Origin of the sequence: Collinsella sp. OM07-12 (assembly GCF_003438275.1) — a bacterium.
GTDB lineage: Bacteria > Actinomycetota > Coriobacteriia > Coriobacteriales > Coriobacteriaceae > Collinsella.
The window spans coordinates 1-12145 of record NZ_QSTQ01000031.1; the positions used below are offsets into that span (position 1 = coordinate 1).

General features: G+C 60.6%; 10 protein-coding genes. 6 read left to right on the forward strand and 4 right to left on the reverse strand.

Annotation, left to right across the window (positions count from 1 at the left end; translation table 11 throughout):
* Window positions 1–267: 267 nt before the first annotated feature.
* On the reverse strand, window positions 268–1842 hold the full coding sequence (locus DXB98_RS09590; protein ID WP_233505155.1) for a lipopolysaccharide biosynthesis protein: 1575 nt from the start codon (window positions 1840–1842) through the stop codon (window positions 268–270).
* A 178-nt stretch (window positions 1843–2020) separates the two neighbouring features.
* Between DXB98_RS09590 and DXB98_RS09595 the strand changes: the two genes are divergently transcribed.
* From DXB98_RS09595 to DXB98_RS09615, 5 genes are all read left to right on the forward strand, one after another.
* Entirely contained in the window at window positions 2021–3592 is a 1572-nt protein-coding gene (locus DXB98_RS09595) for an L-lactate permease (RefSeq protein ID WP_117743953.1), read from the forward strand.
* A 278-nt stretch (window positions 3593–3870) separates the two neighbouring features.
* Window positions 3871–5541 carry a phosphoenolpyruvate carboxykinase (ATP) gene (pckA, locus tag DXB98_RS09600; RefSeq protein ID WP_199407172.1) on the forward strand — a complete coding sequence of 557 codons (1671 nt, stop codon included), beginning with the start codon at window positions 3871–3873 and terminating at the stop codon, window positions 5539–5541.
* A 160-nt stretch (window positions 5542–5701) separates the two neighbouring features.
* Window positions 5702–6151 carry a MarR family winged helix-turn-helix transcriptional regulator gene (locus DXB98_RS09605; protein ID WP_117735596.1) on the forward strand — a complete coding sequence of 150 codons (450 nt, stop codon included), beginning with the start codon at window positions 5702–5704 and terminating at the stop codon, window positions 6149–6151.
* A 119-nt stretch (window positions 6152–6270) separates the two neighbouring features.
* On the forward strand, window positions 6271–7125 hold the full coding sequence (locus tag DXB98_RS09610; protein ID WP_117743954.1) for a DegV family protein: 855 nt from the start codon (window positions 6271–6273) through the stop codon (window positions 7123–7125).
* A gap of 80 nt (window positions 7126–7205) precedes the next feature.
* Window positions 7206–7526 carry an MGMT family protein gene (locus DXB98_RS09615; protein ID WP_117743955.1) on the forward strand — a complete coding sequence of 107 codons (321 nt, stop codon included), beginning with the start codon at window positions 7206–7208 and terminating at the stop codon, window positions 7524–7526.
* A 147-nt stretch (window positions 7527–7673) separates the two neighbouring features.
* Here the strand turns inward: DXB98_RS09615 and DXB98_RS09620 are convergent, their stop codons facing one another.
* The 3 genes from DXB98_RS09620 to DXB98_RS09630 all read right to left on the reverse strand — a co-directional run bounded on the left by DXB98_RS09620 (window position 7674) and on the right by DXB98_RS09630 (window position 10595).
* Window positions 7674–7967 (reverse strand): DUF6485 family protein, encoded by a 294-nt coding sequence (locus DXB98_RS09620; RefSeq protein WP_199407173.1) that lies wholly within the window; start codon window positions 7965–7967, stop codon window positions 7674–7676.
* 221 nt (window positions 7968–8188) lie between these two features.
* Window positions 8189–9238, reverse strand: a complete 1050-nt coding sequence (trpS, locus tag DXB98_RS09625; protein ID WP_117743956.1) for a tryptophan--tRNA ligase — start codon at window positions 9236–9238, stop codon at window positions 8189–8191.
* 157 nt (window positions 9239–9395) lie between these two features.
* Window positions 9396–10595, reverse strand: coding sequence for an MraY family glycosyltransferase (locus DXB98_RS09630; RefSeq protein ID WP_117743957.1), 1200 nt, complete (start codon window positions 10593–10595; stop codon window positions 9396–9398).
* Window positions 10596–11129: 534 nt separating this feature from the next.
* Here DXB98_RS09630 and DXB98_RS09635 point away from each other — a divergent pair.
* A complete protein-coding gene (locus DXB98_RS09635; RefSeq protein WP_117743958.1) occupies window positions 11130–12068 on the forward strand; it encodes a radical SAM protein in 939 nt (312 codons plus the stop codon).
* Window positions 12069–12145 lie beyond the last annotated feature (77 nt).

Consider the following 12145-nt stretch of genomic DNA (forward strand, 5'->3'; position numbering starts at 1 on the left):
TGACGGGGCAGAATGTCAATCCTGGTCTAACAGAGCCTTAAATAATCATTTGGCTGCCCGCTGGCTAAGTGAGTAGACTTTTTTGGAAATGCCGAGCACCCAACATATTTGCCTCAATAAAACCGCAGATCACAGACTTGTATTATGTCGGTGTGGTCGGGGATTCGGTAAAAGTCTACTCACTTAGTTTTGCGTGATGCATATTGTCCGCAACCGGACCCCAGCCGGGGTGATTCCATCGCAAATTCCGGTTCCGGGGGCAGCTAATTAGGCTCCGTACGGGTTCCGGTCTCGCTCGATGCGCTGACGGATGTGGGCGTACTCGATTATCAACAACACCAGCAGTAGGGCCATGACCGCCAGGTAGCTCACCACAGCGCCCATCAGACCCAGCAGCTCAATCAGGATCACCGGCAGCACTACGCTCACGGCGAAGCAGATCAGGTAGATCTTGGTGACGTCGCCGGCGTGGCGCAGCACCGTGATGATGGCGTAGATAAAGTCGATTGCCGCGGTGACGCCGCCGGCAACAACCATCAGCAGTGCCAGCGTGCGGTAGCGCTCAAAGTTAAGGCCGTACATAAAGCTCATGATGGGGATGCCGGGGCCTGCCATAAATCCGGCGCACGCTCCGGTGATGACTACGATCAGCGCCATAACGGCAACAATAATCAGGTCAAAGCGGCGACGCTTGCGCGGATTCGCCCAAATGCTCGATAGACGCAGGAGCTGCGGTTTATAGATAAATCCAATGCTCAACAAAATAGCCTGCGCCGGAAAGAACAGTGCATTAAAGTACAGCTGATACTTGTAGGCCAGTGTGCCTTCCATCACGAACTTGGGCATGCTCTCGATTAGGTTGAACAGGAACAGCGCGCCAAAAAGCGGGGCGCACTGGACAAACAGGTGACCGACCTCGCGCAGACTCATGCGGCGTGATTTTTCGGTCTCGAGCAGGGCGAGCGGCGCGGTGACCAGTACGAGCGAGGCAATCGCGGCGATGCCCATTGACATGGCTGCGATGGGCATGCTGCGCGTGAGGAGCAGGGCAACGCCAAAGACCGCGATGACGCCAACGGAACGCAGCGTTTGGCTCATACCGGCCAGGTAGAGTTTATCGGCCTGCTGCAGGCGGCCTTCGTACGCGTCGGCGACGCCGTCGATGACCTTGTAGAGGTAGACCCCAAGGCCGATCGTCGCCATATGCGCGTCATAGCCGCGGACGCTGCTATAGAGCAGGCCGCAGCCCAAGGCTAGGGCCCCGCAGATCCAACGATTGAGCTGGTAGGAGGCGAAGGACGTCTTTTCGTCGATGTCCGAGACCTGAAAGTTGCGCACACCGTAGTTGCACGCGATCATGATGAGCGTGCCAGTGACAAAGGCGATGGAGAACTTGCCGGCTTCCTCGGCGCCCACGAGCTGCGTCGACACAATGGTGAGCAGGGGAAACGTCATGCCCCACACGACGGTGCCGATGGTGTTCCAAAGGTAGTCGCGATGGGTGGCGTGATCTTCGTACTCGGCTTCTTGCGCGGAGAAGCCGCCGCCGTAGACAGCTCCGAGCAGGCGGTTCCACCAGGCATTGACCATGCGGTGGATGGGGCCGGGCTGGCGATCGCGCTCGCGGCGACGGCGTGTGGCCTGGCCGTTGTCGGGACCGCCGGCGTTACGCTGGCTTAGCTCTTGAATGCGTGCGAGCTCCTCGGCGGTGTGAGATGCGGGGAATAGACCGTTCTCGATGCGTCCGCCCTGCCCGTGCGCCCCGCCCGATACGGTGGGGTCGGTGACGCCGTTACGGCGGGCGATGGCGTGGCGAATGCTGTCGAGGGGCGTGATGCTCAAGGCGAGTCCTTTCTATTACTGCGCTCTAGTATAGACGCGACGGCGTCCGCTCGTGTTTTTGAACCGGTTGTTCAATAATTTCGGCGGGCGGCTGTAATTTGTCGGCAAACGTGCGGTATCCTGATGAAGTTTTGTGACACCCCTATGCCGCCCGCGCGGTAGCAAGGAGCTATGAACCATGGACGTCGCCGCATTCCTGCTGGCTCTTGTGCCGATTATTTGGCTTGTCGTGATGCTGCTGTGCTTTAAATGGCCCGCTTGGAAAGCCGCTATCGGATCGTTTGTCCTTTCGTGCGTGCTTGCTTTTGCGTGGTGGCATTTGCCGGCGGCGCAGATAGCCACGGCCTCGCTCGAGGGCTTTTTGATGGCCCTGTGGCCCATCGTGCTCGTGATTATCGCCGCCGTCTTTACGTATAACCTGTGCGTGCGCACGGGTGCCATGGACGTGATCGGCAGCATGATCACCTCCATCAGCAGCGACCGTCGTCTGCTGGCGTTGCTCGTGGCGTGGTGCTTCGGCGGCTTTATGGAGGGCATGGCCGGCTTTGGTACCGCCGTTGCCATTCCCGCCGGCATGCTCGCGGGCCTTGGTTTTGAGGCCGTGCCTGCCGTGCTGATCTGTCTACTGGCCAACGGCGTGCCCACGCCCTACGGCTCCATCGGCATCCCCACGGTGTCCGTTGCCGACCTGGTGGGCCTGGACCCGCTGCATTTGGCGACCGTTCAGCTGGTGCAGCTCGCACCGTTCTTTGTGGTGATGCCGCTGCTCATTGTATTGGTCGCGGGCCGTGTCGCCGATGATCAAGGCAACGTTGCGAGCGTAAGCGAGCGTCTGCACGGCGTTGCCGGCGTGGCGCTGCTTTCCGGTGTGTCCTTTGTCGGCGCGGCCTTGGTCGTTGCCATGTTCGTGGGTCCCGAGCTTGCCGTGGTCGTGGGCTCCATCGTATCGCTTGCGCTGACCGCCGCGCTTGCCATGCATGCCGAGAAGTCGGGGCATCTGGATGCACGCTTTCACATGAATATCGAGGCCGGCGAACAGCTCACCGCTAAGTCGGCGCTTTCTGCCTGGTCGTGCTTCATCCTGATTTTTGTGCTGCTGTTGGGTACCTCCAACCTGGTGCCCGTCGTGCACGCCGCGCTCGCGCCGTTTGCGAGTCACGTGCAGGTGTATTGCGGCGAGAACCCCGGCACGCTTACGTTTTCGTGGATCAACACGCCGGGTGTTTGGATTTTCCTGGCTGCGTTTGTCGGCGGTGCCATTCAGGGCGCTTCGCCGCGCTTGATGGGCGAGGTGCTGGCCGCGACCGTCAAGCAGATGATGCCGACGGTCGTGACCATGCTTTCAGTGCTGGGTTGCGCCAAGGTGATGGGCTATGCGGGCATGATCTCTTCGATCAGCGCGTTTTGCATTGCGGTCGCCGGCGGCCTGTACCCGATTCTGGCTCCGTGGATCGGCGCCGTCGGTGCGTTCGTGACCGGTTCGGGCACGTCCTCAGGCATGCTGTTTGGCCCCATCCAGAGCCAGGCCGCTACGGCGCTGGGTGTGAGCGACTACTGGATGGTCGCGCTGAATGCGCTTGGCGTTGCCGCCGGTAAGATGATTTCGCCGCAGACGCTCGCGATCGGTCTTGCCGCCGTGCATGTACGCGGTAAGGACGCTGAACTCCTGGGCGCGGTGCTGCCCTACGCTGCCGGCATGCTGGTCCTGATGAGCGCCATAGCCATGCTCGGCCAAAACCTGCCGCTGTAGTTGACACTTGGGGACGTTCCTTTTGTGCCGGCACTTTGGGAACGTCCCTAAGTGCCGGCATCTGGGGACACTCCTTGGTTGTTGCCTGTTCAAGAATGTCCCGAATGGCTAGTCGTTTAAGAACGTTCCCAATGACTAGGCCGCTTGCGTGCGATTTTTGACCGTTGGGCGGGTGCTTCGCGGTTGCCGCAAAAACGTTTTTGCATATCGGGTACAACGGGCTTTATGTGAGTAAAGTGCGCGCCGCGTCCACGTGCCGCGTTTTTAAAGGAGGCCCCATGTCTGGTGTTACCCCTGCAGAAGTTCTGTCCAACTTTGGCATTACGCTGGTCGAAGATCCCGCCGAGAATCAGCCCCGTCTGCTGGTCGATTTGCCCGCGGCGGAGCTCGTCGAGCACGCCATCCGCCGCGAAGAGGGCCGTATGGCGTCCAATGGCGCACTCGTGATCGAGACGGGGGAGCGCACCGGTCGTTCGCCCAACGATCGCTTTATCGTCGACACGCCCGACGTGCACGACAAGATCGCCTGGGGCGCCGTCAACCGACCGCTTTCGATTGAGAGCTACGAGACCATCAAGGCCGGTATCGTCGACTACCTCAACGAGCGCGACGTGTTCGTCACGCGCGGCATGGCGGGCGCCGACCGCAACCACACGCGTCGCCTGCTCGTCGCCTGCGAGCGTGCCAGCCAGGCGCTCTTCATTAAGCAAATGCTCGCCCGTCCGCTCGCTCGCGAAATTGCGCGCACCGGTGAGCCGGACTTCTGCGTGCTCGCCGCGCCGGGCTACCAGTGCGATCCTGCCATCAAGGGCCTCAACTCCAGCGCCGCCGTGGTCATCAACTTCCAGGAACGCGTGATTCTGGTCGCCGGCACCGGCTATTCCGGCGAGATCAAAAAGTCCATCTTCAGCGTCATGAATTACCTGCTGCCTGTCGAGGACGATGTGCTGCCCATGCACTGCTCGGCCAGCATGGATCCCGTCACGCACGAGACTGCGGTGTTCTTTGGCCTGTCGGGTACCGGCAAGACCACGCTTTCGGCCAACCCCACGCGACTGCTGATCGGTGACGACGAGCACGGCTGGTCCGACATGGGCATCTTCAACATCGAGGGCGGCTGCTACGCCAAGTGCGAGGGCCTGGACGCGTTCCACGAGCCCGAGATCTTCAACGCCGTTCGCTTTGGCGCCATCTGCGAAAACGTGGTGCTCGACGAGAACCGCAAGCCCAACTATGATGACGTCTCGATCACGCACAATACGCGCGTGGCCTATCCCGTTGAGCATATCCCCAACGCGTGGACCAAGGGCATGGGCACCATCCCGAGCGTCGTGCTGTTTTTGACCTGCGATGCCTTTGGCGTGCTGCCGCCCATCTCGCGCCTGACGGCCGATGCCGCCATGTATCACTTTGTGACAGGCTTTACGGCCAAGATCCCCGGCACCGAGGTCGGCGTCACCGAGCCCACGCCCACGTTCTCCTCGCTGTTTGGCGAGCCGTTTATGCCGCTCGACCCTATGGTCTACGCCAAGATGCTCGGCGAGCGCATTGCCGACGGCCGCACGCGCGTGTACCTGGTCAATACCGGCTGGATCGGTGGCGGCTACGGCGTTGGCCATCGTATCGAGCTTGCCTACACGCGCGCCCTGGTGGCCCGCGCCCTCGACGGTACCATCGAGGACAGCGAGTTCGTGCACGACGATATCTTTAACGTCGACATTCCCACCACGTGCCACGGTGTGCCCGACGGCATCCTGGTGCCGCGCCAGTACTGGCAGAGCACCGCGCGCTACGACGAGGCCGCGCACAACCTGGCGGTGATGTTCGAGGAGAACTTCGAGAAGAAGTACTCACACCTGCCCGAGTCCGTCAAGGCCGCCGGCCCGCACGCCCAGGTGCCCGCCGTGGCCCGTCATCGCGGCCGCGGCCTGCTGGGACTTCGTCTCTAGCATCGCCGCGAGTTCAAAACCACCACAAAGGTGCCTGTCCCCTTTGTGGTGGTTTTTATGTTGATGGGTTAACAAATGGGGCGCGTGGGGCTGCCGGTCGCTGAGTACGGCTAGGATGTTTACCCGTTAGCATCATGCAAGCGAAAGGCGGTTGTCTCCCATGCAGCAGAGCGACGAGACACGTTTCGAGGACTTTGTCGGACTGATCAGCGGTCTCTACAAGGAGATCCAGCGCATTAAGGCATCTGAGGGCGCAAGGCTGGGCCTCAAGGGCTCCGATGTTATGTGCCTGTACTATCTGGAGCGCAGCAAGGACGGCTTGACTGGGGCCGACCTCGCCCGCATGGCAGGCGTGACCCGTGCCGCTGTCTCGCGCACGCTGGCGCATCTGGAGGAGGGCGGCTACGTCGAGGTCGAAGATTCGGGCGATGCTGCCGTTAAATACCGTGCCCCGGTTCGTCTGACCACGTTGGGTGGCGAGAGCATGAACGAGGCCGATCGCATTATTCGCGAAGTGCTCGACACCACCGGCAAGACCATGGGCGTGGAGCAGCGCGAGCAGATGTACGCGTCGTTGCGCACGATTCTCAACACCCTGCGCGAGCTGTAGAGCCGCTGGGGCATTTGCTTCCGATAAACAACTGCAGAGTCCCGTTTGAGCGCGTTCGCCGTGCCGGGGCATTGCTGTCGAAATTCCCTGCGCGAGGCCCGCGCAAGAAAGGATCAACTATGTCTGTCCGCATTATTACCGATTCCGCAAGCGATATGTCGCCGGCCGAGCATCCGGCGCTGGCCGTTTTGCCGCTGTCCGTCACCTTTGGCACCGATGTGTACATGGATGGCGTCGACATCGACCACCAGCGTTTTTACGAGATGCTCGTGGAGCGCGATGAGCTGCCCATGACCGGCCAGGTCAACCCGTATGCCTTTTCGCAGGCGATTGCCGAAGCACGTGAGGCCGGCGACGAGGCCGTGATTATTACCGTGGGCGCTAAGCTTTCGGGCACCAATCAGAGTGCCCGTACCGCACTTGCCGAGGCGCCAGGTGGCGACGTGTTCGTGGTAGACAGCAACAACGTCACCCTGGGCGAGCGCGTCCTGGTCGAGTATGCGCTGCGCTTGGTGGACGAGGGCCGCAGTGCATCTCAGATCGCGGCGGCTGTCGAGGCCGTGCGCGACCGAGTTGTGGTTATTGGCCTGCTCGAGACGCTGGAGTATCTGGTGCGCGGCGGTCGACTGTCTGCTGCGGCGGGCGCCGTGGGTACGCTGCTCAACGTAAAGCCCGTGGTGGCTGTAGAGGACGGTCTGATCGTACAGCTGGGCAAGGCGCGCGGCTCCAAGAACGGTCGTAACCTGCTGAACCAGAAGGTCGAAAAGGCGGGCGGCGTCGACTTTTCCATGCCGTTGGCGCTCGGCTATACGGGTCTTTCGGATGCGGTGCTCAAGAAGTATGTCAAGGACAGCGTGGCGCTGTGGGCTGGCCACATCGAGGGCGAGCTGCCCGTCCACACCATCGGCGCCACCATCGGCACCCACGTAGGTCCCGGCGCCGTAGCCATAGCCTTCTTCCAGCCTACCAACTAACCGACCTGCCATAAACCACCACAAAGGGGACAGGCACCTTTGTGGTGGTTTATGCTTTTCCGGATGGAAAGGAGTGAGCAATGGCGTCTGAGGGCTTTTTTGAACGGGTGTACGAGGTGGTCGAGCAGATCCCCGAAGGGATGGTCGCCACGTACGGTCAGGTGGCGCTGCTCGCCGGTCGTCCGCGGAGCGCGCGTTTTGTGGGCTATGCGCTGCACAGCAATCCGCGCCCTGGTCAGATTCCCTGCCATCGCGTGGTGTTTGCCGATGGCCGCATTTGCGAGGGCTTTGCTTTTGGCGGCCCCGATGCTCAGCGTGAGCTTTTGCTAGGGGAGGGTGTGGCGTTTAAGGACGACATGCACGTCGATCTGGGCGCCTGTCGCTGGCCTGCCGGGCTCTAACGGTTCTGCCGTGGCTAAAACCACCACAAAGGTGCCTGTCCCCTTTGTGGTGGTTTCTTTCCTGTAAGCATGGGGCAAACCCATCAGGTCTGTTATCCCATAATGAGGTACTGACGTTTGGTTTTAGGGGGGCACTAACTTTGATTGTTAGTCCCGCTTACAGCAACCGATCTTGGTAAATCCCTGCGGCGCTTCTTCGCCTGCGGGGATTCTTGGGCTGTCGCTTCCCAGATATGCTTCTACATGCCGCGCGAACGCTTGCCACGACCACTCGTCTTTATCGGCCTCAAGCCGATCGGGAGAAATCGCGTTGAACAGGCACGTTGGAATCTCGTGCTCGTGCAGATTCTTAGCGATACATGGTGTGCAGCCCTTGTCGTGGTTGACAGGGTTAAATGGGCATTTCCGGTCGTTGCAGGTACAAAATGCAACTGAGCTCATGGGACTCCTTCCGGTCGGTCGGGTCTGCCGTAAAAGCTGCCGCATGTTAAACAATAGGGTGTCATTGCTTAACAGTATATAGCCTCAAGGTGCTTGCGACTTAGGGGTTCTGCCAAGCGGCTGAATATCTCGGCGACCGACCTCTGAAGAAAACAAAACCGCCGCAACGAGGATTGTGCTCATCGCGGCGGTTTAGTTTGAGTGTTGTTTATTGCTCTCGACTAGTACACCATACCCATGGCGTCCTGAACCTCGGCCAGGGTCTGCTCGGCAATCTCGTTGGCACGACGGTTGCCCTCGTGCAGCACGTCCTTCACATAGTCCAGGTCGTTCTCATAGCGCTGGCGACGCTCGCGGATCGGCGCGAAGTACTCGTTGACCGCCTCGGTCACGTATTTCTTAAGCTGACCGGAGCCGCCCATGCCAATCTCTTCGGCAATCTCAACCTCTGAACGACCGGTGCAGATGGCGGCTGTCGAAAGCAGACCGGACACGCCGGGGCGGTTCTCGGGGTCAAACGTGATCATGCGCTCGGAGTCGGTCTGGCTCTTCTTAATGCGCTTGGCCGTCTCCTCGGCGGTCATCGAAATATTGATGGCGTTGCCGTAGCTCTTGCTCATCTTGCGACCGTCCAAGCCGGGCAGCAGCGGCGTGTCGGACAGCAACGCGTCAACCTCGGGGAACACCTTGCCGTAGCGGTTGTTAAAGCGGCGGGCGATGGTGCGGGTAAGCTCGATGTGCGGCAGCTGGTCGCGGCCGACGGGCACGACGTTGCCCTTGCAGAACAGGATGTCGCAGGCCTGATGCACCGGGTAGGTGAGCAGAAGGCCGGTGAGCTCGTGGCCCGAGGCATCCATCTCGGCCTTTACCGTGGGGTTGCGCGCCAGCTCGGCCTCGGACACCAGCGACAGGAACGGCAACATGAGCTGGTTGGCGGCGGGCACGGCGGAGTGCGCGTAGATCATGGTCTTGTCGGGGTCGATGCCGCAGGCAAGGTAGTCCATGACCATGTTGTACACGTTGTCCTGGATGTGCTCGGTGGTGTCGCGGTCGGTGATGACCTGGTAGTCGGCGATGAGCACGTTGGTCTTGGCGCCCATGTTCTGCAGCTCAACACGGCCCCTGAGGGTACCGAAGTAGTGGCCCAGGTGCAGACGGCCGGTGGGGCGGTCGCCGGTGAGCATGGTGAACTTCTCGGGCGTCTTGGCCAGGCCCTCGCGAATGGCGTTGCTCTTTTGCAGCGCGACTTCGTAGCTGTTCTCGTTTGGCATGATTGCTCCTAACGTTCGTTCGCAGGTCTTGATGATAGCGTGTTTATTGAGGGGTGGGCGTGAGTGGGTGAGGGACTGTCGGGAGCCGGCTTTCATGTCCGTCACGCCGTCCGCGCGAACGGCTGCCAACGCCTTAGCCCATCCTCGCCAGCAAACCCTAGCGCCTGTGGTGCCGCTCTTCCTTACGCTCTTCCGCCGCCTGCTCCTCCTGCTTAAAGGCGGGGTCGTCGGGGGTTACCAGCTCGTCCTCGTGCGTGCGCTTGTTGTAATGGTGGCGCAGCACGGGCTCAAACAGGTGCAGGTGCTTGGCGAAGGCTGCCGAGCCAATGGCGAGCACGGTAAAGATGAGCACGCGCATGGGGACCTCGACCTGATTAATGGCGGCGGCGCCGGCCGAAAGCATGATGCACCAGGCATAGATGAGCAGTACGGCCTGCTTTTGGTTGTAGCCCTCCTGAATCAGGCGATGGTGGATGTGGCCCTTGTCGGCCTGCCCGATGCTAATGTGGGCGCGCTTGCGGCGCACGATGGCGCTAAACGTGTCGATGATGGGCACGCCGGCAACGATGAGCGGGATGATAAGCGAGGTGAGCGCGGCGGTGCGGCTCACGTTGAGCAGCGAGATGGAGCCCAGCGCAAAGCCCAGAAGCAGCGACCCCGAGTCGCCCAAGAAGATGCTTGCGGGGTTGAAGTTGTAGCGCAAAAAGGCCAGGCAGGCGCCAAAGAGCGCAATGGAGAGCGCGGCGGCGTCGATGCGCCCCGAGAGAACGGCCATCGAAAACATGGTGAACGACGCGATGCCGCAGATGCCTGTGGCCAAGCCGTCGAGGCCGTCGATGAGGTTAATGATGTTGGTGAATGCCACCAGATAGATCACGGTGATGGGGTAGGCGAGCCATCCGAGCATGATTTCGCCGGGGGCAAACGGGTTGACGATGACGACGATCCGCAAGCCGCCGATACAGGCGATGAGCGCGGCGAGTACCTGACCGGCCAGTTTTTGTTTGGGCTTGAGCTGATAGACGTCGTCGATAGCGCCGGTCGCAAAGATGACGGTAAAGGAGAGCGCCAGCATGGGATAGCTAATGTGAAGGCGTGGGTGCGGTACCAGGACGGGCGGCCAGCCTAGGTGCCAGGTGCCTAGGATTTGCACAATGCAGGCAACGACCAGGCCCAAAAACACCGCCGTTCCGCCCAAACGCGGGATGGGCTTGGTGTTGATGCGGCGCTTAGAAGGATAGTCGACGGCGTCGAGCTTAATTGCCAAGCGCTTGACCAGGGGCACCGTGAGGAAGGTCGTGATAAAGGCCGCCGCTGCCACGCATAGATACGGTATGTAGCTCGGGGATAAAGCCATGAATCTAAAAACCGCCAAGCGTCGAAGGAAAAGGTCAAAGGTTGCTGCGCAAAAAGGCGTAGCTGACCCATGATACTCGACCGAGGGGGTGCGGAGGTTTGCACCGTGCGATTATCACGCGCTTACCAGATATTGGGATGTTGGTGGGGATTCTGCTGGATGCCACTGAGCGTCCATGTGGGGCCTGCAGTGGCGGTATTCAGAAAAATCGGCAAAAGAAAACCACCCCCCACGTTACGAAAATGAACCCACCTAAAACAGGTGGGTGCCCTCATCGACTGTTCCAGCGTCCTTAACAACGAAGGATACCTGTACTAGGTACGACTGTGTGGGCTCCCTAAATAAACGCGACGGTTCACCCAGTTGCTCCGCGGGGGGCGGAATACCTACATCATAAAGCGGCACTTTGTCGATTCCAGTCTTGACATTACAAAAATCGTGTCGGACGATTACGGCGCTTTTAGGCTCGAGCCGTCTGTGCGGCCTAGCCTTTTACGTTTGAGCTGCTGAATCGTTGTTTTGGAGCATGTTTTTATGCCGACGTCGTTGACCGAACTTTTTTCGCCCGCCTGCCATTTGTGTCCGCGCCGTTGCGGTGCGGCGCGCGATGAGGGCGCGCGCGGCGTATGCGGTGCTAACGACACGCTTAAGGTGGCTCGCGCGGCGCTTCATATGTGGGAGGAGCCGCCTATCTCGGGCGAGGCCGGATCGGGCACGATCTTCTTTAGCGGCTGCTCGCTCAAATGTATCTACTGCCAGAATCACGAGATCTCGACCGGCAATTTTGGCCTTGAGATTTCGCCTGAGCGCCTGGTCGAGATTATGCTGGAACTGCAGGACCAGGGTGCCAACAACATCAATTTGGTGACGGCGACGCACTATGCGCACCTGTTGCCTGCCGCGATTGCTGCGGCGCGGACGCGCGGGCTGGTCATCCCGATCGTCTACAACACGAGTGGCTACGAGCGCGCGAGTGCCGTGGCGGCGCTGGGCGACCTGGTCGATGTGTGGCTCACCGACTTTAAATATGCCGATGCCGGGCTTGCGCAGTCGCTTTCTCATATTAAGGACTACCCGCGCGTGGCCGTGTCGGGTCTGGCCCAGATGGCGCGCGAGATCGATCGCCGCGGGGGGGAGCTGGTGGATGAGGGCGGGCTCATGAAGCGCGGCATCATCGTGCGCCACCTGGTGCTGCCGGGGCATGCGGATGACTCGTGCCGCGTGTTAGACCTGGTGTGGCAGACGGTGGGCGACGTGCCGATCTCGGTCATGAACCAGTACACGCCCAATGCACTCATGCGCGAGCAGGGCGGCGACCTGGCGCGCGCCGTGACGCGCGAGGAGTACGAGCTGGTGCTCGACCATGCCGACGACCTGGGCTTTACGACGATGTTTTGGCAAGAGGGCGGCGCGGTAGACGAGAGCTTCACCCCGGCCTTCGACACCACTGGTGTCCTCACCAGCGCAAAGTAGTGCGTTCGTCGATGATTTTTCTGGGACGGGGATTAAAAAAGGCTCTGTTAGACCAGGATTGACATTCTGCCCCGTCA

What these genes read in the sequence shown, in the direction of transcription:
- DXB98_RS09595 (WP_117743953.1), top strand. Translation starts at nt 2,021, where the DNA reads ATGGACGTCGCCGCATTCCTGCTGGCTCTTGTGCCGATTATTTGGCTT.
- pckA (WP_199407172.1), top strand. Translation starts at nt 3,871, where the DNA reads ATGTCTGGTGTTACCCCTGCAGAAGTTCTGTCCAACTTTGGCATTACG.
- DXB98_RS09605 (WP_117735596.1), top strand. Translation starts at nt 5,702, where the DNA reads ATGCAGCAGAGCGACGAGACACGTTTCGAGGACTTTGTCGGACTGATC.
- DXB98_RS09610 (WP_117743954.1), top strand. Translation starts at nt 6,271, where the DNA reads ATGTCTGTCCGCATTATTACCGATTCCGCAAGCGATATGTCGCCGGCC.
- DXB98_RS09615 (WP_117743955.1), top strand. Translation starts at nt 7,206, where the DNA reads ATGGCGTCTGAGGGCTTTTTTGAACGGGTGTACGAGGTGGTCGAGCAG.
- DXB98_RS09620 (WP_199407173.1), bottom strand. Translation starts at nt 7,967, where the DNA reads ATGAGCTCAGTTGCATTTTGTACCTGCAACGACCGGAAATGCCCATTT.
- trpS (WP_117743956.1), bottom strand. Translation starts at nt 9,238, where the DNA reads ATGCCAAACGAGAACAGCTACGAAGTCGCGCTGCAAAAGAGCAACGCC.
- DXB98_RS09630 (WP_117743957.1), bottom strand. Translation starts at nt 10,595, where the DNA reads ATGGCTTTATCCCCGAGCTACATACCGTATCTATGCGTGGCAGCGGCG.
- DXB98_RS09635 (WP_117743958.1), top strand. Translation starts at nt 11,130, where the DNA reads ATGCCGACGTCGTTGACCGAACTTTTTTCGCCCGCCTGCCATTTGTGT.